Source organism: Paenibacillus sp. MZ03-122A (assembly GCF_024213325.1).
In the GTDB taxonomy this organism is placed as follows: domain Bacteria; phylum Bacillota; class Bacilli; order Paenibacillales; family Paenibacillaceae; genus Paenibacillus; species Paenibacillus polymyxa_B.
The window spans coordinates 398,292-423,153 of record NZ_JANAVI010000004.1 but is presented as its reverse complement, the minus strand read 5'-3'; the positions used below and the strand labels follow the sequence as shown (position 1 = coordinate 423,153).

19 protein-coding genes are annotated in these 24,862 nt (G+C 47.0%); 4 read left to right on the top strand and 15 right to left on the bottom strand.

What is annotated here, in order from left to right; genetic code table 11:
• Window positions 1–77: 77 nt before the first annotated feature.
• Both NLX74_RS11965 and NLX74_RS11960 read right to left on the bottom strand, forming a co-directional pair.
• Complete coding sequence (locus NLX74_RS11965; protein ID WP_061829704.1) at window positions 78–1,733, bottom strand: methyl-accepting chemotaxis protein; 1,656 nt, start codon at window positions 1,731–1,733, stop codon at window positions 78–80.
• Window positions 1,734–1,760: 27 nt separating this feature from the next.
• Entirely contained in the window at window positions 1,761–2,765 is a 1,005-nt protein-coding gene (locus NLX74_RS11960) for a BMP family lipoprotein (protein ID WP_235309227.1), read from the bottom strand.
• Between the two features lie 285 nt (window positions 2,766–3,050).
• Here NLX74_RS11960 and NLX74_RS11955 point away from each other — a divergent pair, with 285 nt between their 5' ends.
• Complete coding sequence (locus NLX74_RS11955) at window positions 3,051–6,227, top strand: bifunctional cytochrome P450/NADPH--P450 reductase (protein ID WP_254328846.1); 3,177 nt, start codon at window positions 3,051–3,053, stop codon at window positions 6,225–6,227.
• A 95-nt stretch (window positions 6,228–6,322) separates the two neighbouring features.
• On the opposite strand, the gene NLX74_RS11950 is transcribed toward NLX74_RS11955, so the two are convergent.
• The 5 genes from NLX74_RS11950 to NLX74_RS11930 all read right to left on the bottom strand — a co-directional run bounded on the left by NLX74_RS11950 (window position 6,323) and on the right by NLX74_RS11930 (window position 13,226).
• A complete protein-coding gene (locus tag NLX74_RS11950) occupies window positions 6,323–6,910 on the bottom strand; it encodes a restriction endonuclease (RefSeq protein WP_254328845.1) in 588 nt (195 codons plus the stop codon).
• Between the two features lie 174 nt (window positions 6,911–7,084).
• Complete coding sequence (aspA, locus tag NLX74_RS11945; RefSeq protein WP_061829699.1) at window positions 7,085–8,494, bottom strand: aspartate ammonia-lyase; 1,410 nt, start codon at window positions 8,492–8,494, stop codon at window positions 7,085–7,087.
• 200 nt (window positions 8,495–8,694) lie between these two features.
• Window positions 8,695–9,225: a GNAT family N-acetyltransferase gene (locus NLX74_RS11940; RefSeq protein WP_254328844.1), complete on the bottom strand. Its 531-nt coding sequence runs from the start codon at window positions 9,223–9,225 to the stop codon at window positions 8,695–8,697.
• A gap of 109 nt (window positions 9,226–9,334) precedes the next feature.
• Complete coding sequence (locus NLX74_RS11935; RefSeq protein ID WP_061829696.1) at window positions 9,335–9,736, bottom strand: VOC family protein; 402 nt, start codon at window positions 9,734–9,736, stop codon at window positions 9,335–9,337.
• Between the two features lie 115 nt (window positions 9,737–9,851).
• On the bottom strand, window positions 9,852–13,226 hold the full coding sequence (locus NLX74_RS11930) for an S-layer homology domain-containing protein (protein ID WP_254328843.1): 3,375 nt from the start codon (window positions 13,224–13,226) through the stop codon (window positions 9,852–9,854).
• Window positions 13,227–13,409: 183 nt separating this feature from the next.
• Here NLX74_RS11930 and NLX74_RS11925 point away from each other — a divergent pair, with 183 nt between their 5' ends.
• Window positions 13,410–14,573, top strand: coding sequence for an aminotransferase A (locus NLX74_RS11925; protein ID WP_250260839.1), 1,164 nt, complete (start codon window positions 13,410–13,412; stop codon window positions 14,571–14,573).
• A 526-nt stretch (window positions 14,574–15,099) separates the two neighbouring features.
• Here NLX74_RS11925 and NLX74_RS11920 read toward each other — a convergent pair.
• From NLX74_RS11920 to NLX74_RS11890, 7 genes are all read right to left on the bottom strand, one after another.
• Complete coding sequence (locus tag NLX74_RS11920; RefSeq protein WP_254328842.1) at window positions 15,100–16,173, bottom strand: ABC transporter substrate-binding protein; 1,074 nt, start codon at window positions 16,171–16,173, stop codon at window positions 15,100–15,102.
• Window positions 16,170–16,991, bottom strand: coding sequence for an ABC transporter permease (locus tag NLX74_RS11915; protein ID WP_013311255.1), 822 nt, complete (start codon window positions 16,989–16,991; stop codon window positions 16,170–16,172). Before NLX74_RS11915 ends, NLX74_RS11920 begins: the two co-directional genes overlap by 4 nt.
• Window positions 16,981–17,793, bottom strand: a complete 813-nt coding sequence (locus NLX74_RS11910) for an ABC transporter permease (protein ID WP_023989586.1) — start codon at window positions 17,791–17,793, stop codon at window positions 16,981–16,983. The genes NLX74_RS11915 and NLX74_RS11910 overlap by 11 nt, the downstream gene beginning before the upstream one ends.
• On the bottom strand, window positions 17,783–18,892 hold the full coding sequence (locus NLX74_RS11905; protein ID WP_025720927.1) for an ABC transporter ATP-binding protein: 1,110 nt from the start codon (window positions 18,890–18,892) through the stop codon (window positions 17,783–17,785). The genes NLX74_RS11910 and NLX74_RS11905 overlap by 11 nt, the downstream gene beginning before the upstream one ends.
• Window positions 18,893–18,968: 76 nt before the next feature.
• On the bottom strand, window positions 18,969–20,105 hold the full coding sequence (locus NLX74_RS11900; protein WP_250260836.1) for an N-acetyldiaminopimelate deacetylase: 1,137 nt from the start codon (window positions 20,103–20,105) through the stop codon (window positions 18,969–18,971).
• 182 nt (window positions 20,106–20,287) lie between these two features.
• Window positions 20,288–21,001 carry a 2,3,4,5-tetrahydropyridine-2,6-dicarboxylate N-acetyltransferase gene (gene dapD / locus NLX74_RS11895; RefSeq protein WP_061829691.1) on the bottom strand — a complete coding sequence of 238 codons (714 nt, stop codon included), beginning with the start codon at window positions 20,999–21,001 and terminating at the stop codon, window positions 20,288–20,290.
• A gap of 212 nt (window positions 21,002–21,213) precedes the next feature.
• The gene (locus NLX74_RS11890) at window positions 21,214–22,122 is read right to left on the bottom strand and encodes a hypothetical protein (RefSeq protein WP_254328841.1); all 909 of its coding nucleotides are present in this window, start codon (window positions 22,120–22,122) and stop codon (window positions 21,214–21,216) included.
• 233 nt (window positions 22,123–22,355) lie between these two features.
• Between NLX74_RS11890 and NLX74_RS11885 the strand changes: the two genes are divergently transcribed.
• Window positions 22,356–23,300: a DMT family transporter gene (locus tag NLX74_RS11885; RefSeq protein ID WP_254328840.1), complete on the top strand. Its 945-nt coding sequence runs from the start codon at window positions 22,356–22,358 to the stop codon at window positions 23,298–23,300.
• Between the two features lie 75 nt (window positions 23,301–23,375).
• Window positions 23,376–24,224 (top strand): sulfurtransferase, encoded by an 849-nt coding sequence (locus NLX74_RS11880; RefSeq protein ID WP_254328839.1) that lies wholly within the window; start codon window positions 23,376–23,378, stop codon window positions 24,222–24,224.
• Between the two features lie 152 nt (window positions 24,225–24,376).
• On the opposite strand, the gene NLX74_RS11875 is transcribed toward NLX74_RS11880, so the two are convergent.
• On the bottom strand, window positions 24,377–24,847 hold the full coding sequence (locus NLX74_RS11875) for a class I SAM-dependent methyltransferase (protein WP_254328838.1): 471 nt from the start codon (window positions 24,845–24,847) through the stop codon (window positions 24,377–24,379).
• Window positions 24,848–24,862 lie beyond the last annotated feature (15 nt).

Sequence of the window (24,862 nt, the reverse complement as noted above, 5' to 3'; positions counted from 1 at the left end):
GGTAGAACTCCTTCTTTGGCACTGCTTGTATCATTATTCAGCAAAAACAGATACTCGCTGCACAGGTTTTAGCTCGTCTATTCCACCTGAAAACGATCCAGCTCCCGCTGCATCTCTTCGCGAATCTGACGAAGCTCTTTTACCTTCTCAGCCGATTCCTCAAATGAACGCTTCTGCTCCACCGTGGAAGCCGTAATCTCTTCACTGCCTGCGGCGGACTGCTGAGTGATTGCGCTGATATTTTCAATAGCTTGCTGCACCTGTACGCTCAGTTCTCGCGATACATTCATGTCCGTTGATAGCTTGCTGACTTGGCTGGCAATTTGCTGCACTTTGCCACTAATCTCTGTAAACGATTCTCCAGTCGAGGAGGTTGCCTTCTCCTGCTCACGGAACAGCTCCTGACTTTGCGCCACAGAAGTCTTCACCTTATCCATAGCCTGCGTGATACTGTCAACAGCAGTATAAATTTTCTTTACAGCAGACTCTGACTGATTCGCCAGCTTTTTCACTTCATTGGCAACAACAGCAAAACCTTTTCCTGCTTCACCTGCACGTGCAGCCTCAATAGAAGCATTCAAGGACAACAGCGATGTTTGGCTGGCAATTTCGGATACGTATCCAGTCATGGTTGTAATCTCGGCTGCATTCGCCTCCAGCTCCTTGACCGTCTGCTCCACTTCGGACATGGCTGAACGATTTTCTGCAACAATACGCAGTTGATCGCTCATGACCCGCGTACCCTGCTCAATGACACGCAAAGCATCCTCACTATACGCGGTCGATTGTGTGGTCTCCAGTAGATTCGATTCAAACTTCTGCTGCATCTCGTCCACAACGCCAACTGTCGACGACAGATCCTCAGCAATTTTCTGACTGCCTATTGCCAGTTCCTCTGTTGACGTGCTGACTTGTGTCACAATTTCCTTCATGGCCTCATTATGCTGATCAATATCCCGAGCCATCAGATCGACACGATTACCCGCCTGATCAATGGAGAGTACAATGCTGCGCAAGTTCCCGATCATCACCCGGAAAGATTCATTAAGCTCGTCCAGCTCATCGCGTCCCTTGGTTTGGGCAAGCTGCACTGTCAGATTTCCCTCAGCAATTTGCTTTGCGGCATCCGTTAATTTGCGTGTTCTAAGGGCAAGCTGCCTGGATGTATATGTATTATATAGCCCAACCGCCACCAGAAGTATAACTGCACCTGCCAAGGCCAATTGCCATGTAAAACGAATGCTCTTGGTCAAATCTTCTGTGTATTGGTCATAACGTGCCTTGGTCAGCAGATCCAGCATAAATACATCGTTCTGAATCCCTTGGGCACGCATGGCCTCCCGCTTGGACTCCGGGCTGTTTTGGGTACTCATGGCTTTCTCCGTTGCTACTTTCAATTGGCTGAATTTTGTTTTAATCGTATTCAGTCGCTTTTGCTGCGCTTCGGTTTGCATCATGCCCTGTGAAAGCAAAGCAATCGTCTTTTCAGACTGAGTCAGTTGATTTTGCACATCGGCTTTGTTGCTCTCCGTCATGGAAGCTGAATAATTTTGCAGTGCCTGCCCTGACTGAATCAAATAGGCATTGAGCTGCTGTACATTCAACATAGCCGGAACCAGATTACTACTTTGCGAGTTAATACGAATTAATTCAAAAATGATATAAGCCACTAAAGCTAGGCAAGCAATCAAGGAAATCATCGCGTTCAGCACCAGTTTACCTTGCAGTTTCATCAGCTTTCATCCTCCGTTTGCGAAAATTTATTGGGTGGGAACAGTCAGTGTGCCGGATTTGATTTTTTCCTTTAAATCATCCAACAACTTTTGCTGATCCGGACTCAGTGTCACGACACGAATAGGCGCCAAACCTACACCATCTTCCGCAAGACCAAACACCATATCCTTCTCCGTAAATTTTCTTTGATGATCTGCAAATCCTTTGACTGCTGTATAAATTGCAATGTCTACATTTTTAAACATCGAGGTCACTACCGCTTTTTCCGCAATAAAAAACTGGTCGCTATCGACCCCGATGGCGAATTTATGCTGCTTTTGCGCTTCCTGCAGCGCACCTACGCCCGTAAGACCTGCGGCTGCAAAGATGACATCAATCTGATCCTGATTAATCATGTCATCTGCAATTTCCGTACCCAGTTCCGGCTTTCCAAAATCTCCTGCATACGTTGCAGTAACTTTGGCATTAGGCTTGACTGATTGCACTCCTGCGCGATACCCAATTTCAAATTTTTTCAACAGAGGAGATTCCGCACCTCCGAGAAAACCCACCTGTTCGGTGCGACTCGTCAAACCCGCAACGACTCCAGCCATAAAACTGCCCTCTTCTGCTTTGAAGCTAATAGAGGCCACATTCGGTAAATCTGATTTCTCATCCACGATTAAAAATTTACGGTCTGGATATTTTTTAGCAATGGATTCCAAACTGTCCTTCACCATGTAACCCAGCCCAATGATTAAATCAGCCTTTTCTTGAGCAAGCTGTTCAAAAGCCGCATCATACGTCTTGGTCTCCGTTATTTCTCGGTATTCAAAAACAATTTTCCCCTCATCCCGTGCTTTGACCAAACCCCGGAAAGCAGCGTCGCTGTAAGATTGGTCACCCAGACCAATATCTGACAGTACGATTCCCACCTTAATGGGCTGAGCCTTGGTTTGTGCTACCGATTGCCCACATGCACTTAGCAATAATGCAAAGATTGTGACAATGGGAATCCACCTACAAATTAATAATACTGCTCGCTTCTTCATGACATATCACCTCGGCATAATTTGGAAATCCCCAACATCTTTATATCGGTTATAAAAGCATATTTTTTCAGAAGAGTTTCTGTAAAATCATTGTAAATAGAATGTGATAAATAAGATTATTTTTTCTATATATGTAAAAAATGTATATTTTTGTACTTCTTTTATTATACGAACTGTCCAAATTCACTTATTTTCGTTTATGTCGTAAGAATAAAGTGTAATTTGGAAAACATAGGTACTCTGAAACCATCACTCTATTTCAATCCGAAAGGAGCAACATTAAAAATGACTTCGACCAATTTAATTCCACAGCCCAAAACTTATGGTCCCTTAGGTAATCTGCCCTTGATCGATACACATGCCCCTGTCCAGTCTCTGGTTAAGCTTTCTTATGAGTACGGTCCAATTTTTCGCATGGATCTGCCTGAAGGAACGAACATTTATATTTCTGGTCATAAGCTGGTCGCAGATGCTTGTGATGAATCCCGTTTCGACAAACAAGTGTGGGCTCCATTACAAAAAGTACGAGCTTTTGCAGGAGACGGACTATTCACAAGCTGGACTGAGGAACCGAACTGGCGCAAGGCCCACCAAATTTTACTGCCAAGCTTCAGTCAGAGGGCTATGAAGGGTTACCACAATATGATGCTTGATCTTGCTGTTCAGCTGATACAGAAATGGTCTCGACTCAATCCCGATGAAAGTGTAGAGGTACCGGAAGATATGACCCGGCTGACTTTGGATACCATCGGATTATGCGGCTTTAATTATCGTTTTAACAGCTTCTACCGCGATCAGCCCCATCCGTTCGTGACCAGTATGACACGCGCATTAGATGAAGCGATGGGTCAGCTGCAACGCCTCAATCTGCAAAACAAGCTGATGTTATCGAAAAGAAAGCAGTTTAAACATGACATCGAAACGATGTTTTCTCTGGTGGACAGCATTATTGAAGAGCGTAAAACCCTTGGCAACCAAGGAGAAGAAGATTTACTAGCGCATATGCTGGAAGGCAAGGACCCAGAAACTGGTGAGACGCTGGATGATGAAAATATCCGCTATCAGATCATCACCTTCCTCATCGCCGGTCATGAAACGACCAGTGGGCTTTTATCCTTTGCCATTTACTATTTGCTTAAGAATCCGCGAACGCTAACCAAGGCCTATGAAGAAGTGGATCGCGTGCTCACCGATTCGCTGCCTTCTTATACTCAGGTTCGTGAACTCAAGTACATAAGGATGATACTGAATGAGGCTCTGCGACTATGGCCGACAGCGCCCGCCTTCTCTCTCTTTGCCAAAGAAGATACGTTGCTCGACGGAACCTACCCACTTAAAAAAGGTGACAGCGTTAATGTACTCATCCCAAAACTGCACCGTGATACCGAGGCTTGGGGCGAAGATGTTGAGGAATTTCGACCGGAGCGCTTCGAGGACCCATCCGCCATTCCGCAAGATGCCTACAAACCATTTGGCAACGGTCAACGCGCCTGTATTGGACAGCAGTTTGCCTTACAGGAGGCCACTCTTGTGTTGGGTATGGTAGTGAAACATTTTGAGCTGATTGATCATACTCATTATGAGCTGAAAGTCAAAGAGACGCTCACACTCAAGCCGGAGGGCTTCACCATTCAAGTACGCCCGCGCAGCACACAGACTGCTGTCATACTGCCAGGTGCCGTTCAAGAACTTCATGAACAAGAGGAACAAAAGGTTGCCCCCCCCCATGCCGAAAAGCATGATACTTCTTTGCTGTCTTTGTACGGCTCGAATCTGGGTACGGCTGAGGGACTTGCAGGTGAACTAGCCGATTTAGGTCGAAATTGGGGTTTCAACAGTAGCATAGCAACTCTGAATGATCGTGTGGACCATTTGCCTAAAGAAGGCGTAGTACTTATTACGACCGCATCTTATAACGGGCATCCGCCGGATAATGCTGATGCCTTTGTACAATGGTTAGAGCAGGCAGGCGAAGGGCAACTGGCAGGCGTAAGGTATGCTGTATTCGGCTGCGGCGACCGCAATTGGGCCAGCACGTATCAGCGTATTCCAAGGCTGATCGACGAGCTGATGTCTGCCAAAGGGGCGAAGCGACTGTATGACCGGGGTGAGGGCGATGCCAGCGGTGACTTCGAGAAGGATTGGGAAGCCTGGAACCACGGCTTATGGCCGGATTTGTTGAATGCTTTCGGGGTAGAGCACAATGATACAGAACCGCAGGACAGCAACAGCCTGAGCATAGAGTTCGTCAGCGCCATACTCAGTACACCTCTTGCAGACAACTACGGAGCAGTGACCGCCGTCGTTACAGCGAATCGTGAGCTGCTTGCTGCTGAAAGTGAACGCAGTACACGACATCTGGAGCTCAAATTACCAACCGGATTGTCCTATCGCGAAGGTGACCACCTTGGTGTGTTGCCGCGTAATCCTGCTTCGCTGGTCAAAAGGGTGATGCAACGCTTTAAATTACAGGAACAGGATTACATCGTATTGAGAGGCAGTGACCGGGATGCGGCGCATCTCCCCTTAGATCGGCCTGTCAGTATAGGAGATTTGCTCACTCTCAGTGTGGAACTGCAAGAACCGGCAACGAGAGCCCAGCTACGGCAACTGGCATCCTTTACCGTGTGTCCACCGCACAAAAAAGAAATTGAAGCTTTGCTGGAGGATACTACCTTTGATCGAGAGATACGACAGAAGCGCGTCACGATGCTGGATATTCTGGAGAAGTATCCAGCCTGCGAGCTGCCATTTGAAAACTTTATCTCGCTGTTACCACCACTCAAGCCTAGGTACTACTCCATCTCAAGCTCTCCGCTTGAATCGGATAATTCGGCGAGTATAACAGTGGGCGTCGTGCGTGGACCAGCCCGTAGCGGACAAGGTGAATACCTAGGAATTGCCTCCAATTATTTAGCACAGCTCCAACCAGATGAGTCAATTGTCATTTTTGTGCGTAAGCCTCAGTCGGGCTTCCGATTGCCAGAAGACCCAACCGTGCCTGTCATCATGGTCGGTCCGGGCACTGGAGTGGCACCATTCCGCGGATTCCTCCAGACACGCCATATACTTAAGGAGAGAGGAGAACAGCTCAGCGAGGCTCATCTATACTATGGCTGCCGTAATCCTAAGCTCGACTATCTGTACAAGCAAGAGCTGCAAGCCTGGGAGCAGGAGGGAATCGTTACGCTTCATACAGCCTTTTCACGTCTGCCCGATCAACCCAAAAGATACGTGCAGCATGTCATGAAGGAAGATGCGGACGCTCTGATTCACTTGCTTGATGAAGGAGCGCATCTGTATGTATGTGGTGATGGTAGCCGGATGGCTCCCGATGTAGAAGACACCCTTTGTGCTGCTTACGCGGAAGCACACCATACCAGTAAAGAAGAAGCACAGCAATGGTTGGATCGTCTCCAACAGGAAAAACGCTATGCTAAGGATGTCTGGACAGGCATCTAATGATAACAATATAAGAGCAAGCATCATATTAAAAAATAAAAGGGACTGATTTCTGGACTTCGGTCTCGTCGCCAGTAATTCAGTCCCTTTTATGATTATCTTTCACTCCATTTGGAAGCAATCACTTCGGTTTTACTTTCTATGAGATCCATGACTTCCTCGCGGCGTTTCGTCTTGAAAAAATTAATCATGTCGATCAAGTCGTTGCGGTCTAATAATTTAACCCCGTTGACAGCAGCAAGTGTTTTACAGGATTCCGTATAACGGCCGGAGGTGATGACGACAGACTTGTCGGCCGCATAATAACGCATGGAGGTATAAATTTCCTGCACCGCGCCCAAACCTACCGGATGTTGTACCCCATAACGTTTGGCCTGTATGACAACTCTAACGCCTTCACGGTCTGTAAAAACCAGATCCGCTCCAAAATCCCGGCTACTGGTTGTTTTATAGATGTCCTTATAGCCAAGCGCGGATAATAACCGCTGCAAATAAAGCTCAAATTCCGAACCATCCTCCATACGATCTATATCCTGAATTCCAATTTTGCGTGGGTCCAGATCACGTAAAATCCGATTTCTACGACCACGTATCAATCCTCTGATGATGAGCGCAAACAACACTAAAAGTACAATGAGTCCTATTCCTAATTCCTTGTATGTCAATAATTTTTCTAGCAACATCCAACTCTCCCTCTTCTACCGTAAGCATAGCCGTATCATCTTTAACAGGGAACTCCCCTATGCAGGCTGGCTCCCGTATTACATCTGGGTTATCACATAACAATAGCCCCGCCAGATTCGACGGGGCTATCTTCGTCTTGCCTCAAAGCTGTCTAAACTCCATACTCCGCATCATTATTCGCGATTCAGCAAAGATTCTCCGGCAATACCAGGCTGAGTCATTTGGTACGGGTCCAATATAATGTCCAGCTCCTCCTCGGTCAGTACATTGTACAGCAAGCACAGCTCGCGCACCGATTTCCCAGTCGTAATTGCTTCGCGAGCAATGCGTGATACCACCTCATATCCAAGGTGCGGATTAAGCGCTGTAATAATGCCTACACTGTTCTCCACATATTCACGACACCGCTCCACATTTGCTTCAATTCCTTCCACACAATGAATGCGGAACACGTGAAAGCCCTGCTTCATAATTTCCAGCGATTGCAGTAGGTTGTACACCAGTACGGGCTCCATTACATTCAGCTCGAGCTGACCAGCCTCTGAAGCCAAGCAGATTGTATGATCATTACCAATGACCTGAAAAGCAATTTGGTTAATGACCTCACACATCACTGGATTTACCTTGCCCGGCATAATGGATGACCCTGGCTGGCGGGCAGGCAGACTCAGTTCCCCGAGACCCGCACGTGGTCCGGAAGCCATCAAACGGATGTCATTTGCCACCTTAGACATATTCATCATACAAATTTTCAAGGCGGCAGACACTTCAGTATAAGCATCCGTATTTTGTGTAGCATCTACAAGATTTTCGTCAGCTTCCACAGGGAAGCCACTGACGTCTGCCAGTACCTCTGCGACACGCTGAATATAACGACGGTCTGCGTTCAGGCCAGTACCCACCGCAGTTGCGCCCATATTAATCGTTAGCAGGTGCTGCTTGGTCGCACGGACGCGTCCGATATCACGACCCAGCACGCGCGCATAAGCCTGAAACTCCTGTCCTAATCGGATTGGCACTGCATCCTGCAAGTGAGTCCGGCCCATTTTAATCACACTATCAAACTCATTTGCCTTGCGGGAAAATGCTTCCTGAAGCTCACTCATGGTAGCTAACAGCTTATCAATCATACTTAATACAGCCAAGTGTACGGCTGTAGGAAAAGCATCGTTCGTCGATTGCGCCATATTAACATGATTATTAGGACTGATCTCCTGATAATCTCCGCGCTGCTTGCCAATCAGCTCCAACGCGCGGTTCGCAATCACTTCATTTGTATTCATATTAATGGACGTGCCTGCGCCGCCCTGAATCGGATCGACGATGAAATGATCATGCAACTGTCCTTGTATAATCTCATCAGCAGCCTGAATAATGGCCTCTGCTTTGGGGCGGTGTAAACGGGTTAGTTCCATATTCACCGTCGCTGCTCCCTTTTTTACAATCGCCATGGCTTTAATCAACTCAGGGTGCAGTCTTTGGCCTGTAATTGGAAAATTTTCTTTTGCCCTCAGCGTTTGTACACCATAATAGGCATCTAATGGTACTTCCTTGGTACCTAAAAAATCATGCTCCAACCTCATATTTTCTGATTCCTCCGCTGTGTTTGCTACGTTTCTTCAATTCAGTACAGCCAAATTGACATAATAAGACCTTCTCTGATCCCCTCTTCATTATACGTTTCTATTCCCGTGCTTTTCCAGTTGAATAAACGCGGAAAAAGCTATGTAATCCTATGACAAGTTATGATTACCCGTATATACCACACTTATTCGGTAAATGCTCAGCTATGACTTGAATACGGATTTAATGACTTATAATAATATCGAGTGGCATGAAGCTGACCATCGGCTGATTGAGCATAACCCGGAATAACACCAGCTTCTACAAACCCGATCGACTCGTATAGTCCATTGGAGGGATCACCCACCCGTGTATCTAGCACCAGTAACGTTCTATCCTGACTTAGTGCCTCTTCTTCCGCTGCCTTCATTAACTGTCGTGCGATCCCCAGCCTGCGACCGGACGGATGTACCATAAGCTTTGCAATTTCCGCACGATGAATAGCGTTAGCTTTTTGAGCCAAATGAAGCTGGACCGTCCCTACAGGTACTCCGTCCTTCTCGGCAATCCACAGAACTACGCCGTCCTCAAGTACATTGTTCCAATAAGTTGCTGCTTCCTGATAACCTAATGGGGGTAAGAAACCTATAGATGCACCGTCTGCAACCACGTCGATTAGCAGTCGACTTAGCGAATGTACCAGGGCTTCATCCAAAGCCTGAACAGGGTAGACTCTCATTTCGTTAGACATTGTGATTCCTCCCGATGAGTTCGATAATATACAATAAAGAAAGCAAACTATCTTTTTAGGATAGTTTACTTTCCATAATACTTCGCTTACTTCATCATTCTCATTTCCATTACTGCTCTGCCATATAAAAGAACTCCCACAGATGACCATCCAAATCCTGAAAGCTCCATCCATACATAAAACCATGATCTTGAGGTTCGTTTGAGGGCTTGCCGCCCGCTTCCAAAGCCTTGTGGACGATCTCGTCTACCTTTTCTCGACTCTCCACCGATAAGGCAACAATTGCTTCTGTGCTTTTTGTGGCATCTGAAATTTCCTTTGTCGTGAACGCTTTAAAACGTTCTTCAACCAATAACATGACAAAAATATGCTCACTAACAACCATACAGGTTGCATGTTCATCAGTGAACTGAGCACTGAATTCAAATCCGATGGTAGTGAAAAAATCAATGGACTGTTGCAGATTTTTAACTGGCAAATTCACAAAAATTTGTTTAGCTTTTACTCCCACGACATTTCACCTCTTCATTTGTCATTCATTCTAATTTATCATACTACCTCTCCACAAAAGATAACTTAACTATCGTATAAAGTCAATCAATCTAACATTTGTATAGGGAAATCTCCTATTCCCAATGAAGCTTAGCCAGTGTGCGAGATAATACAGCCGCAGCTTCTGCCCTCGTCACGGATGTAGCCGGACCAAAACGGCCTTTCTCGTCTCCTTTCATAATATCTAGTCCAGACAAAGTCTTCACAGCCGGAGCAGCCCATGTAGAAATCTCCTGCGCATCCGACAATGATACGGATATACTTTCACTCACTTCTCTTGTTTTTTCTCCTGTGTTCCCTGCGAAGCGCAAGGCTCTCTCTATGATCACAGCCAGTTCCTCCCTCGATACCGGGGTATCAGGACGGAAGCTTCCGTCAGTATAGCCGTTGATCAGCCCAGCTGCTGCTGCGGTACGTACGGAATCCGCATACCACGATTCGGGTTGAACGTCGTCAAAGCTCGTCAGCGTGCGATCAGTACGCTCCAGTCCAAGCACACGAACCAGCATCGCTGCCAGTTCAGAGCGTCGTACCTGGCCTTCAGGCTCAAAATGTACGTTCGCTAAGTCCCTTTCACGAGTAGCACTAGCTGTAGACGCTGTTGGATCGGTCCCCGTCACAAGCAGACGAGTTGCCAGCCGTGTAATGTCCTGCTGCGCCCAATGACCGGATATATCCATGAACGATCTGACTTCACCAGAAGCCCCGCCATCAAGCACAGCGTAAGTCCCTCCCGAACGTCCATACACGGTTATTTCCTCACTCGAAGTGTGAAAAGGAACGGGGGTATATGATAGCTGTCCGGCTTGGTTGGTCGATACCTTCACTACAGCAAGCTGGTCTGTATCGACCGTTGCAGGAACACGTAACAGATAACGTTCATACCCACTACCAGAGTCTCCGTTACCTGCCAAAAGCTGTTTCGGTCCATCCTCGCTTCTCAGCTCAGCGGCGATATTCAAAGCCTGTAACAGTTTGCGCCCTGTTACATCCAAGCGTTTAGCCAGTTCTTCGTTCGAAGCGATGGAAAAATTCAAGGAAATTTGTTTTACAGGCACCTGCCAGGTATCAGCCAGCTTTTGAAGAGACAAACGACTTGTTGCTACTTCATATCCACCTTGTGGCGTTTCCACTCGAAGGGTACGAATACGGTCGTTCAAAACGGCTTCCAAAGCTTCCCCGCTTAAATGAACCTCGTACGTCCCCGCTTCTACTTGCTCCCCTGCACGGATCACAAGCGTACCCTTCGCACCATTTTGAATGGCCTTTTGTATTTCAGCAGCTGTTACTTGAGCAATTGCCTTTTTCAGTCCGTTTTGCTCCACTCCGGTCACTACAGACTTGACTTGCACCACATTTGTACCAGACAGGCTGCTTCCATTGGGTTCACTACTGGGGATCTGAACCTGCCCATTTCCCGCTCCATTCAAGTTAACGCTACTGCTATTTCCAGCGTTGGCGCTTCCCTCGTTATCCTGCTGATCCTCCTCATCATCGTCATTTCGGCCACTCCCACCCTCTGTTGGTGGTTCTTCCGTTTTGCGCGGCACATCTATTTGCGCAACCAACGGATCATGATCACTGACCCGCCCGTCTGCCGTACTAAAGTCCGCATTCATATGAACGATATCCAGCACGGATGTTTTGCTCAGTGACGGGCTGACCAGCATATGATCCAATGTTTGCGAGTTACCTTCATAAATATAGGAGTACCGTTCCTTTTCATCCAAATGGTCAATCAGATTGGTCAATTCCTGCCCCCGTAGCAAAGCCAGCGTTTCCGAAAATTGAAAATCATTCAGGTCACCGAGCACCACCATATTGGCCTTAGGGTTTACTTGCAGTACCGACTTTACAAAGCCATTCACAATCGCTGCAATCTTCGCACGCTGTATTTCGCTGCTTCGCACAGGTGGTTGAATTCCTCCAAACGGCGCTTGATCGCCCCCTTTAGAATTAAAATGGTTAGCGACCACAATCACCTGCTGGCCTTCAAACTCAAATTCAGCGGCCAACGGCTTGCGCGAGCCTTCAAATGATGCATTCAGGGGATCAATCCGACCTGGGTTGAGGGAAAGTCCCTGCACTCCATAAGTGACAGACGTAACTGAATCCCCCTTGGGCTTGTCGGTCAGCGTAACACGTTGCGGATTGTACAAGAAGCCAACACGGATGTTGCCACCGGGGGCACCGCCATCCTTATTATTTTCAGGTCCAATATCTGTAAAATTGTATTCCGGGCCTCCATGAGCACGAATAGCCTCTATGAGCACTCGGAAGCTTTCGGAAGCGTCTGTGGTGCCATCATCCTTCTCACCGTTATTATCCTGCACTTCCAGCAATCCTATGATATCCGGATGATTCAAATTTACAGCGATAGCCTGCCCCAGCTGATCTATCCGTTTTCCATCACCGGGATCGAAGTTTTCCACATTAAAAGAAGCTACTGTCAGCTTACGATCATCCCCTATCAAACGCGTATTGGCTGGCTGGAGGCCGCCAGGTACAACATCCGGCATACGCTCTGGCAGCAGCTTATAATTGCTAAAGCTATAGCTCACCACACCTGTGATAGGACCCGCAAAACGATCGCCTGTTTTCAACGGTGTCGAAGGCTTCGCATCAATCAGAATCCGTTGCGGGTTCAGACTTCTTTCTGTCAGCATGAGTCCGCCTGCCTCCGTTACAACCTCACCTGCATTGGGACCGTTATCAATTCGGACTGGAATTTCATAGCCATAAGGACCAATCACAGTCGCATCCTTCAACTCTACACGCATGCCTTCCAGGCTTTCGAAAAAATCCAAGCCATCCTCCTGTGGATCAAACACCGTCATTCCGTCATGATCCACAATAGATGTCGGCATCACACGTCCCTGTTCACCTAGCAAAATTGGAGCTGGCAATGGACGGTCATTGGCAATTACCTTAACCGAAGAAGCCACAATTTCTGTGGTTGTCAGGTCGATTGGCTTGCTCGCATATGTCCTTTCCGTGTATTCCTTCACCGAACCGCTAACCTTTACCTCATCCCCTACCTGTGCACCGTGACTAGGCTTGTACACTAAAATGGCCTCGGATGTTTTTTCATCCTGATCCACTTGAGCATCCAACTCTTGGATATAGAAACTACTCCCCTTCACCATCGTGACAACGCCTTCAATATCCGCTACTTTTTGTCCTTCATATGGAGAACGGTGTGCTGCCCCCTGTACATCATGGATGCGAAGCTTTTTAGGAAAATAGACATCTGCGTATACACTTGCCCCTACAGTTACGGGTGAAGGTTGCACCTCTTTTCCTGCAAAAGATGCAGGCTCTGCCGAAGCTTTTCCACTGGACAACCCTGCCGGCCCTCCAGCTGAAAGCAGCAGTATGGCACTGAGCCATGTGATCCCGAACCTTTTTAATTTCGTAGGTAATATTTTTTCTATGTATTCTTGTTTCATCAGAAGATACTCCCCTCCCCATTTTTACCATGATTACGCTTACAAATATATTCATCTTTTAAGATACCATAAATTAGTCAATTTAGTACCTTAATTATGTAAAATGAATTCTTCTTGCCGTAGCATATTCAGATCAAATTATTGTAAACTTGTTCTAATACAGAAAAAGGTGGCACATACGCTATGGAGCATTTGCTTAACGATCAGGTCAAAAACATTCAAATCAGCGGCATCCGCAAAATCGCCAACAAAGTTGCCGCATTACCCGGAACCCTGTCATTAACGATCGGACAACCGGATTTCCCTACCCCTGCGCATATTATGGAAGCTGCCCATCGGGCGATTAACGAAGGACGCACCTCCTATACACCTAATCCGGGACTGCCGGAATTACGAGAAGCCGCAGCGGCGTTTGTAGCTCGTAAATACGGCCTGAATTACCGTGGACAGGATGAGGTGATCGTAACGAACGGAGCCAGTGAAGCGCTGGATATTACCTTACGCACGATTTTGTCACCGGGCGATGAAGTCATTCTGCCAGTGCCGATCTACCCAGGGTACGAGCCATTGATCCGCTTGTCAGGCGGCATTCCAGTGTTTGCTGACACCCGCAACAGCGGCTTCAAGCTCACGGCCGAGGTGCTGGAGCCTTATCTGACCGAACGGACAAAAGCAGTCATTCTCGGATATCCTTCGAATCCAACCGGACGAGTAATGAGTCGGGAAGAACTGGAAGCGGTCGCGGATTTACTGAAGGAGCGCGATCTGTTTATCATTTCGGATGAAATATACAGTGAACTTATTTACGAAACACCCCACGTGTCCATTGCAGCTCTACCAGGTATGCGGGAGCGCACCATCGTCATTAACGGTCTGTCCAAATCACATTCCATGACGGGATGGCGCATTGGCTTTACACTTGCACCCGCTGAAATTACACAGCACATGGTCAAAGTCCATCAGTACAACGTAACCTGTGCTAGCTCGATTAGCCAATATGCTGCCCTGGAAGCCTTGACTGTTGGTGTCGATGATGCACTCCCGATGCGTGAGGAATACCGCAAGCGTCGTGATTATGTACATGGTAGGCTGACAGACATGGGTATTCCGCTGGAGAAACCCGAGGGAGCCTTTTACCTTTTCCCTTCCATCGCCCATTTTGGATTAAGCTCGATGGATTTTACCTTGAAGCTGCTGGAAGAGCATGGAGTGGCTGTCGTACCTGGAGATGCCTTTTCTTCCTATGGCGAAGGATACATTCGCTTGTCCTATGCTTACGGACAGGATGTGTTGGAGCAAGGGTTGGATAAAATAGAGAGGTTTGTTAGGGGAATTGTGAGGAGTTAAGGTGGGAGAGGCGCTACGCAGTCCATTTGATCTTCCGATCGCTGTTGCTGGGGGATTCTTGGATTGGATAAAACATTTATAGGTAAGAATCCCTCAGCAAAGGCGAACGCTACCGCTTCTCCAGATTCAAATGGCCCACTTCGCTCACTGCCCGCCTTAAAGTCCCACAATTCTCTAACATGTGTGTAGAGTAAAGGGAGAAGAAGTACAATACTCACCCGCCTCGCGCGGTGAGTAAACATAAAAAAGGCCTCTGAGGTACCCCTACGGGTGGCTCAGAGGCCTTTTCGCTCTTCCACTACCCCACACGCGCTATCGGCGTAGGGATTCATGGGTGACTAGCTTTAAGCACGGCGTAGCGGAGGGGGCGGAATGGTGCTGGACAAGCGAAGCGGTCGCCTTTAAATTCCGATTTTAACCTTTAAGTATTTAATCAAAAAAAATCGGAATTTAACAGCGATGGTAAGCACCATCCGCCACCGCAGCGACCTTTAAAGCACCACCCCCTAATCCTCACGCCACTCCCCTACTTTAAATGCATTTTGAATTGCAGGAACAATTCATTGTAATGAGCGAGCATGCGCTTGCCTAGATTGTTGTATACTTCCAGCTTGTCTGTAATTTCGGACGGAGGGTAAAAACGCTCGTCACCAGAGATATCTTCAGGCAACAATTTCTTTCCATCCTCGTTGGGTGTGGAGTATCCTACAAATTCGGCATTTTGAGCGGCTACATCGGGCTGCATCATGAAATTGATGAACTTATGGGCCGCATCCACATGGGTAGCGGTTTTTGGAATAACCATATTATCAAACCACAAGTTGGAGCCTTCATCTGGCACGATGTAATCGAGCTTCTCGTTCTCATCCATGATTTCAGAAGCATCACCGGACCATACAACCCCGGCAGCGGCTTCCTCGTTTGCCAGCAGCATTTTAATCTCGTCACCGACAACCGCTTTGACATTGGGCGCTAATTTCTCCAACTTCGTCAAAGCCTGCTGCAAATGTGCCTCATTCGTATCGTTCAAGGAATAGTGAAGGCTGTTCAGTGACATCCCTACGACTTCCCTCGCACCATCAACCAACAGTAGATTATTACCCAGCTTTGGATTCCACAGACCGTTCCAGCTATGAAAATCAATGCCTTTCGTCAGCTCTGGGTTAAACACAATCCCAACTGTACCCCAAAAATACGGTACCGAGTATTCATTATTCGGGTCGAACGAAAGGTTTAGAAAATGAGAATCCACATGCTTCAAATTCGGCAGCTTGCTGTGGTCCAACGGGAGCAACAAGTGCTCCTGCTTCATTTTAGCCAAAGCATATTCCGAGGGAACCGCTACATCAAACGAAGTTCCTCCCTGCTCGATTTTCGTCAGCATCGCCTCATTGGAATCAAATGTCTGATAAATGACAGTAATCCCCGTCTCCTTCTGAAACCGTTCCAGCAGCTCAGGGTCAATGTAGTCTCCCCAGTTGTACACCGTCAGTGTGTTACCACCGGAGTAGCCTTGACTGGAATTCAACCATGCGGCCACCCCCATCAGCCCAAACGAGATGATGAAAATCGACAGAAACACGCGCACAAGTGACTTCATCTAGGCACCCCCATTTCTGCCGCAGGCTCTTTTTTACCATTACGATTCGCCTTGCGCATAATAAAGTAGTAACCCACCACCAGCAGCACAGTAAACAGGAAAATGAGCGTGGATAGCGCATTGATGGACAATGAAACCCCTTGACGGGCACGTGAGTATATTTCCACCGATAAGGTCGAATAGCCACTGCCTGTCACAAAAAAGGTCACCGCAAAATCATCCAGCGAGTACGTTAACGCCATAAAGAAGCCCGCATAAATCCCTGGCTTGATAAAGGGTAGAATCACCTTGGTCAGCACATCCATTCGACTGGCACCCAAATCACGCGCGGCATCGACCAGAGATGGACTCATTTCCTGCAACCGCGGCAAAATCATAATGACCGCAATCGGCACACTAAATGCAATATGGGATAATAAAACGGAGTAGAAACCCAGCTTAATCCCGACCATCGTGAACAAAATGAGGAAGGAAGCGCCAATAATGACGTCCGGGTTCACGATCAATACATTATTGAGCGATAGCAACGTATTTTTGACTCGACGGTTTTGCATCTGATGAATAGCCAGCGCACCCATGATGCCAATAATCGTAGCCAACGCAGACGACAGCAAAGCAATCACCAAGGTGTTAATGACAATAATGATCAAGCGAGTGTCTGCAAACACCTCTTTGTAATATTGGAGTGTAAAACCTTCAAACTCATGCATCGTCCCGCCACTGTTGAAGGAATAGTACATCAAATACAAAATAGGTGCGTATAACACGAGAAAAACAATCACCAAATAAATATTCCCGAACCGGTTTTTATTTACCATGCCGCACCCTCCGTTTCGTTCCCGAGGTGAGCAGCATAATGATCCCCATCGCCAAAATCAGGAACACGGCAACCGTAGAGCCCATCCCCCAATCCTGAGTAACCAGAAAATGCTGCTCTATCGCCGTCCCCAGTGTAATCACACGGTTACCTGCAATCAGGCGGGTAATCATAAACAGCGACAACGCTGGAATAAACACAGCCATGCAACCGGATCGCACACCCGCAAGCGTTAACGGGAAAATAACCCTACGAAACGCGGTCCACTTGGAGGCTCCCAAATCACGGGCAGCGTCCAGCAGTGAAGGGTTTAACCCTTCCAACGCGTTATAGATGGGCAAAATCATAAAAGGCACAAAAATATAAACCGACACAAACACAAAGCTGGAGCTGGTAAACAATAATTGCTGACCACCCAACCCAACCATACCTAACACCGCATTCACCGGGCCATAGGTACCAAATATCCCGATAAAAGCATACGTTTTGAGTAACAGGTTAATCCAGGTCGGCAAAATAATGAGCAACAGCCACAGCTGCTTATGCTTTGTGCGTGTGAGCAAATACGCCGCCGGATAAGCAACTAACAGTGAAAATACGGTAATCAGAAATGCATACCAAAACGAGCTGAGCGTCATGCTCAAATAAACGGGTGTCAGAAACTGAGCATAGTTGTTGAATGTGAGATGACCATCCACATCAAATAGTGAATAGTAAAACACAAGTACAACCGGAGCTGCCACGAACAGCACAATCCATAAATAGTAAGGCAGCAGATACGCTGCTCTTGTATTACCGGACATGCTGATCCACCTCTTCATAGGCTTCCAGACGCCGATCAAATTCTTCTTCTGTTTCCCCAAACCGCATCACATGGATCGCTTCCGGGTCAAATCGCAGACCGATTTCACTGCCCAGCTCCGCCTTTTTGGTAGAATGCACAAGCCACTCCTGACCCGAATCATCATAGCAGCTTATTTCATAGTGAACACCACGGAACAATTGGGTATCTACCTTCACACGCAGCTTGCCTTCAGCAACATTCGTAATCTCCAAGTCCTCTGGCCGGATCACAATTTCAATGGGTTCGTTCGGACGTAATCCTCCGTCGACACATTCAAACTGTCGACCGTTAAATTCCACTTGATAATCTGCAATCATCCGTCCTGGGACAATGTTGGATTCGCCGATGAAGTCAGCAACAAACCGATTGATCGGCTCATCATAAATATCATTAGGCGTACCACTCTGCTCAATCTTACCTTTGTTCATAACAAAAATTTCGTCCGACATGGCCAGCGCTTCCTCCTGATCATGCGTAACGAAAATAAAAGTAATTCCAAGACGCTGCTGCATTTCGCGCAAAATGTACTGCATTTCAGTACGTAACTTTAAATCCAGTGCAGACAACGGTTCATCCAACAAGAGAACATCAGGTTCATTGACGATAGCCCGTGCGATGGCCACACGCTGACGCTGTCCCCCGGACATCTCAGAAATTTCCCGCTCGCCGTAGCCTTCCAGATTGACAAAGGACAACGCCTGTGTCACCTTCTCCTGAATGTCCTTTTTGTTCATCTTTTTAATTCGCAGACCGAAGGCTACATTTTCAAACACATTCAGATGCGGAAATAGCGCATAATCTTGAAAAACCGTATTGACCTGCCGCTCATTGGCTGGAACACGATTAATGAGTTTTCCATTTAAATAAATAGAGCCTTCTGTCGGCTCCGCAAAACCTGCAATCATACGCAGAATCGTCGTTTTACCACAGCCGGAAGGCCCCAGCAGTGTATAAAATTTACCACGCTCAATCTCAAAGCTGACGTCCGCCAGCACTGGGGGATCGTTGTCATATTGCTTGGTCACCCGTTCAAATCGGATGATGGTTTGCTCTCCCATAACACCCTCCTTCAAAAAATTCGACTTCATTCCATTTCATTCTTTTCATTAAACCTATTTATTCAGGGCGCATCATTTACCCTTGAGACTTCCAGGTAAAATAGTCTGTCAGCACACGAATGGCTACACCAATCGCTTCCTCCGCAGGCTCCAGCTTGGCATGATGCAAACCATAAGGCGTATCAACACCAAGCCAGAACATCAGACCGGGAATTCGCTCCAGAAAATACCCGAAGTCTTCTCCGGTCATCGCTTCTCCGCATTCAATAAGCTGCACATCTTGCCGATTACGGACCCAGTTCATGAATTCCTGGGTTACCTGAGCTTCATTGTACACTTGCAAATAATTGGAGCCATAATGAATCTCGGCATGACATTCAAATCCAGCCTCCACACCGCGCACTAGTGCTTCAATCCGTGATTTAACCAGCTTCATCGTATCGGCTGACAACGTTCGGATCGTACCCTCCAAACGGGCGGTTTCCGCGATAATATTTTGCTTCGTGCCTCCGCTAACCTTACCCACGGTAATGACCGCTGCATCGAGTGGATTCACATTACGGGCTACAACCGTCTGTAATTGTCCCACCAGCTGACAAGCAGCCACTACCATATCATTCGCCTTGTGTGGATACGCAGCATGCCCACCCATACCCTTCAGGTCGATGAAAAGCTCCGACGTATTGGCAAATAGAATGCCCGGGCGAGTCGCAATTGTACCGACAGGATATTCAGGTGCAACATGCAGCGCGACAATTTCATCGGGTATCCAGTCTGCCAGCTCCGTGCTGTCCCGCATAGGCAAGGCTCCGCCCGGCCCTTCCTCAGCCGGTTGAAACAGCACAACCAGGTCATCCTTAATCGGATGGCTTGCAAAGTGAGTAACAATTCCCAATCCAATCGTCATATGTAAATCGTGTCCACAAGCATGCATATAGCCGGGATGGGTCGAACGGAAATCGTACCCCGTCTCTTCTTCAATCGGCAAACCATCCATATCACAACGATATCCATAGCGGCGTTCAGGAGCCGTTCCATGAATGAACACTAACACGCCCGTACGCCATGTACGAATGTCCAACCGCTCCTGAGGGAGCGTTTCCAAATAATCCAGCAAATATTGTTGTGTTTTGTATTCCTCAAAACCCGGTTCGGGAATTTGGTGTAAATCCCTTCGTATTTGGACAAAAGAACGATAGTCGACCGTACTCATTGCTGCTACGCCTCCTCTTTATAGCTCATCAGCTCTTATCGGGCAAAAGAACAAAAGGACAAAAGCCCGGCGCAGCCGCCGAGCCTTGTCCGTTGTGCTTCGTCCCTAAGTTATGCTGTCAGTGCATCATGCTTCTGACAAGGAATCGTTCACCTTTGGTACATTAAAAAAATTTTGCCTTCTTACAGAATGCGCAGTTCTTTCAAAATCTCAGTTTTAGATTTGGTCTTATCGTCAACCTGTTTGATCACACGTGCAGGTGTACCCGCCACTACGGAGTATTCAGGCACATCTTCAGTTACGACAGATCCGGCTGCAACAACTGCACCTTTACCAATTCGTACGCCTTCCAATACGACTGAGTTTGCACCGATCAATACATCGTCTTCTACTACAACTGGTTGTGCAGATGGTGGTTCAATGACACCCGCCAGGACAACGCCTGCACCGATGTGACACATGTTACCTACTTTAACACGACCGCCCAGCACAGCATTCATATCAATCATCGTGCCTTCACCAATGGTGACACCGATGTTAATCACTGCACCCATCATGATGACTGCGTTGTTACCGATGCCAACCATATCACGAATATATGCGCCTGGCTCAATGCGGGCATTGATGCCTTTCAGATCAAGCATAGGAACAGCAGAGTTACGGCGGTCATTTTCCACCACATAGTCTTCTTCTTTCGCGTTTGCGCTATCCAGTACAGGCTTGATATCAGCCCAATCCCCAAATACAACACCACTGTCTCCAGAAATAAAAGCTTGAACATTCTCGCCAAAAGATGCGGAAGCCAAAGCTCCTTTTACATATACTTTAACAGGCGTCTTTTTCTTGCTGTTTTTAATCACGTTGATGACTTCTTGTGTATTCATTTCGATGGACATAGTAAATCTAACAACTCCTTCATCGCTTCATACGACTTCGCAAGCCGGAATGATCTTATTCTCTCATCCTTTATAGCACAAAAGTGCAGGTCTCGCAATTATAGATTAGACCCTTATAGCTCTAACCTAACCCTTAAAATAACAATTTCCAGCGGCGTAACTGCCTTAAATTCATAATTGTAAGCCGCCGACCATCCCGCAGCAAAGTAGGGTTATTTATTAGCTTGCAGGCTCTCCAGCGATGTATAAATGAAGGATTCGAATCCTCCAGCAGGTTCACCTTGTGGAATGTTCACTTTCACGATGAAACCACCTGTTTTATTTTCTACAACAATATATTGCTGTGTCATCTTCGAACCGCTCGCTTGTAAGAACAGACGGCTACTGGACAGCGCTTGAGGTATGGCTGCTTTGTCCAGCTTTTGCACCTTGCCGATGGAGGCTAGATCCTTCTCGCCTTCTTTTTGAAGCTCATCCAGATTAAAGTCGGAGGGCAGCTTCGTAATTTCAGCATAATAGTTATCATCTACAGCCAAGGCAACACGGTTTTGATCGGGAAACAGGGACATCGGATCAAACACATACAGTGAATATCCCTCTCCTTTTGCCAATGTTGCTGTCTGCTTTTCCTTTTTTCCTTCAAGGGTAAGCTCAAAAGTTTGAGTCTTCGAGCGTTCTCCGCCTACTGCTTGGCCAGAACTTCCGTTTTGATTGCCATCTGTTGCAGCCTCTGTTTTTTGTATTTTCGTTAAAGTCAGTTGCTTCGCCGTCGCGTCGCCCTCTACTGCTTTTTCGTTGTATTCAAACGCTACTGTATCGCCTTCTTTAAGTCCAGCTATTACCGTGTCCAGTCCCTCCCCCAATTGGAAGGATTGAGCTTCGCCATTGGTTTCAATCTCTACCGTATGCGGGTCAGCAGCTCCATTGTATACACCTGTGCCTTTTTTAACCTCCGGCTCAGCGATTGGCTCCGGTTTAACTTGCGGCTGCTGTTGCGTTTGCGGTTGGTCTGACCCTTGAGGTGCGGTGTTATTGGTTTGCGGTTTCGTTCCACAGGCTGACAGAGCCAGCACTGCCACTACAGTCAGTAGTATGATTGAAAATGTGTTTTGTTTTTTCATAAAATCCACCTCCACTATGATAGACGAGCTTGTGCAGCAAAAGTTCTACGCAGCATCTCACTTAAACCCCTACCTCCTGCTCCCGTTTATTATATTCTCAGGATTTTGAAAAATCCTAATACCACGGGAATGTCAGGTACGGTATAATGGGCTGTATTAAACCCAATTTTCGAGATACCGCTTGGAAGGAACATAAACGTATTTATTTTCCTCCATACGGATGGAGCTGCCACATGAATCAAGCATATAAACCGTCGTTTTCCTTTGAATTATTGTACATCATAGGTATTATCGCTATTTCGTTCTCCTCGATCTTCGTAAGATGGTCTGAAGCCGAGGTGTCCGTCATCGCTATGTACCGTTTGTACCTAACCAATCTGATCATGCTGCCTTTGGTCTGGAAATACCGCACCGAGCTGTTTAGCCTGACCCGCAAGCAGTGGATGCTGATCCTCTGGTCCGGTATAGCGCTGGGGCTGCATTTCTTGCTCTGGATGGGCTCACTGCGACTGACCACCGTTGCAAGCTCTACCGTTATTATGACATTGGAGCCGATCCTTGTCATGCTCGGTTCTTTTTTGTTTTTCCGGACGGGCACGAATCGCGCTATGCTCATCGGAATGGGTATGGCTTTTATCGGCTCACTGGCCATCGGAGCTGGAGACTTTCATGTCTCGGGACAAGCCCTGCTCGGGGACGCACTGTCCTTCTTGGGTATGGTAGCCGTGTCCATCCATATGCTGATGGGTAAGCATCTACGCGAGCATTTGAGCGCGTTTGTGTATAATTTTTGGGTTTTCGCCATCGCAGCCACATCACTTGCGCTGTATAATATGGTCAATGCCATTCCTTTTACCGGATACGCTCCACGGGAATGGGGACTATTCCTGCTGCTTGCCATTGTGCCTACGCTGTTCGGACATTACCTGTTTAACTGGCTACTCAAATACATTAACGCCACCGCGGTGTCGATGGCGGTACTCGGCGAACCCGTTATTTCTTCCCTGCTAGCTTGGGTGCTGCTCGGGGAAAGGCTGTCTACTTTACAATTTGGTGCAGGCTTTTTCATCCTGTTCGGGGTATGGATTTTTATCCGATATGGAGCGAATTTTAAAAAGAAAGTCATCCATCAAAGTGAGTTGCCCGACACTGAGCACCCCCTGAAGGCCAGCTCTTAACTTATTTACCCCATTTTCATAAACCATACTCAATGGATTAAATTTACTGTTAAATAAAGGAAGGCGGAATCCTCTATGAAATCCATCGTATCCAAACGCTGGCTACTGGCCCGATTGTATGAGCCGGACATGATCATTGCCGACTGCCGTTCCCTGCTCGGACAAGCCGGGGCTGGACGGACTCAATTTAATGAAGACCATATTCCAGGGGCAGTTCACTTCGATTTGGAAGAAGACCTTACCGCTCCTCTAGGTGAGCATGGTGGTCGCCATCCATTACCTAATGTGGATACACTTGCCGCACGTCTGAGTCGTGCCGGGATCAACGCATCTTCACGCATCGTCGCTTATGATGACCAAGGCGGTATGATGGCTTCCCGCTTCTGGTGGCTCCTGCGCTATCTCGGGCATGAGCAGGTATATGTACTGGAAGAAGGCTACAGCGCTTGGAAAGAAGCGAAGTTCCCGGTGACGTCAGACCAGCCGATTCGCATTCCAAGTACATTCACACCGAATGTACAGCCGCAAATGCTCACAAGTATGCAAGAGGTGCAACGTGTATCCGAAGGTTCGCTTCCTCATGGCTCTTCCATATTGATTGATTCGAGAGAGCGGCCTCGCTACCTGGGGCTGGAGGAGCCCATAGATCAAGCAGCGGGGCATATCCCAGGTGCGGTGAATTTCTTTTGGAAAGAAGTATTGGACGAACAAGGTAGCTTTAAAAATGCGGAACAATTGCAGCAGCACTTTGCCGACCTTGATCCAAACGCAGAAATTATCGTGTATTGCGGTTCTGGCGTATCCGCCTGTCCCAATGTACTCGCCCTGAATGAAGCTGGATTTAGCAAGGTCCGTTTATATCCGGGAAGCTGGAGCGACTGGATCAGTTATGAGGAGAATCCGGTGGCGACCGGAGAGGAATAAAAAGTTTTCAACGGATATACAGGTTCTAAAGCCAAATACACTGTCCTAGCGATTAGGCTTACGGCAGTGTATTTGGCTTTGTTTAAAAAATCAACTTGAGCTGAGTGAAGCAATAAAACGATATAGTTGAAGTTGCTTACTTTTTTGAATAGCTATCCAATCTCTTGAACAAATATATATCTTAATTCATATTTTTTCTGTTGTTTTTCTGCATATATCAGAGTTTCTCTTATGGAACCCGTTTCCAATATACTCAAATCATTAAAATGTTCTTTTAAATCTTCTTCAGTAAAGAAGTGAGCATATTTCCCTTTCTTGTATTCATATGTTCCTTCTTCATACCTTTGGCTTGTAGTAAACTCTAATACCGATTCTTGAATAAAATTCGTTTTTAAGTCCCATTCTTTTGCTAGATTTATAGCTGAACTAGATATCTCAATTCCATCAACCTGAAAATAAGAAGAGAACGCCTTCGTATTTCTTCCATATCCAGCACCAGGAACCAAAATATCATGTACATGATTCTTTTTAAACAAATCTATAGCTTGGGTTACAGTTTGACTTGGTTCACAACCCCAAATCATCCCTTCTTCAGTAAATCTTTTGTTCCAATAATCCCCCATATGATTCACCCGCCT

Bases quoted from the DNA above. Each gene is read 5' to 3' on its own strand.
- NLX74_RS11940 (WP_254328844.1), bottom strand. From the start codon at position 9,225: ATGTCTAACGAAATGAGAGTCTACCCTGTTCAGGCTTTGGATGAAGCC.
- NLX74_RS11965 (WP_061829704.1), bottom strand. From the start codon at position 1,733: ATGAAACTGCAAGGTAAACTGGTGCTGAACGCGATGATTTCCTTGATT.
- NLX74_RS11930 (WP_254328843.1), bottom strand. From the start codon at position 13,226: ATGAAACAAGAATACATAGAAAAAATATTACCTACGAAATTAAAAAGG.
- NLX74_RS11910 (WP_023989586.1), bottom strand. From the start codon at position 17,793: ATGTCCGGTAATACAAGAGCAGCGTATCTGCTGCCTTACTATTTATGG.
- NLX74_RS11920 (WP_254328842.1), bottom strand. From the start codon at position 16,173: ATGAAGTCACTTGTGCGCGTGTTTCTGTCGATTTTCATCATCTCGTTT.
- NLX74_RS11875 (WP_254328838.1), bottom strand. From the start codon at position 24,847: ATGGGGGATTATTGGAACAAAAGATTTACTGAAGAAGGGATGATTTGG.
- NLX74_RS11880 (WP_254328839.1), top strand. From the start codon at position 23,376: ATGAAATCCATCGTATCCAAACGCTGGCTACTGGCCCGATTGTATGAG.
- NLX74_RS11890 (WP_254328841.1), bottom strand. From the start codon at position 22,122: ATGAAAAAACAAAACACATTTTCAATCATACTACTGACTGTAGTGGCA.
- NLX74_RS11885 (WP_254328840.1), top strand. From the start codon at position 22,356: ATGAATCAAGCATATAAACCGTCGTTTTCCTTTGAATTATTGTACATC.
- NLX74_RS11960 (WP_235309227.1), bottom strand. From the start codon at position 2,765: ATGAAGAAGCGAGCAGTATTATTAATTTGTAGGTGGATTCCCATTGTC.
- NLX74_RS11900 (WP_250260836.1), bottom strand. From the start codon at position 20,105: ATGAGTACGGTCGACTATCGTTCTTTTGTCCAAATACGAAGGGATTTA.
- dapD (WP_061829691.1), bottom strand. From the start codon at position 21,001: ATGTCCATCGAAATGAATACACAAGAAGTCATCAACGTGATTAAAAAC.
- NLX74_RS11955 (WP_254328846.1), top strand. From the start codon at position 3,051: ATGACTTCGACCAATTTAATTCCACAGCCCAAAACTTATGGTCCCTTA.
- NLX74_RS11925 (WP_250260839.1), top strand. From the start codon at position 13,410: ATGGAGCATTTGCTTAACGATCAGGTCAAAAACATTCAAATCAGCGGC.
- NLX74_RS11905 (WP_025720927.1), bottom strand. From the start codon at position 18,892: ATGGGAGAGCAAACCATCATCCGATTTGAACGGGTGACCAAGCAATAT.
- NLX74_RS11950 (WP_254328845.1), bottom strand. From the start codon at position 6,910: ATGTTGCTAGAAAAATTATTGACATACAAGGAATTAGGAATAGGACTC.
- aspA (WP_061829699.1), bottom strand. From the start codon at position 8,494: ATGAGGTTGGAGCATGATTTTTTAGGTACCAAGGAAGTACCATTAGAT.
- NLX74_RS11915 (WP_013311255.1), bottom strand. From the start codon at position 16,991: ATGGTAAATAAAAACCGGTTCGGGAATATTTATTTGGTGATTGTTTTT.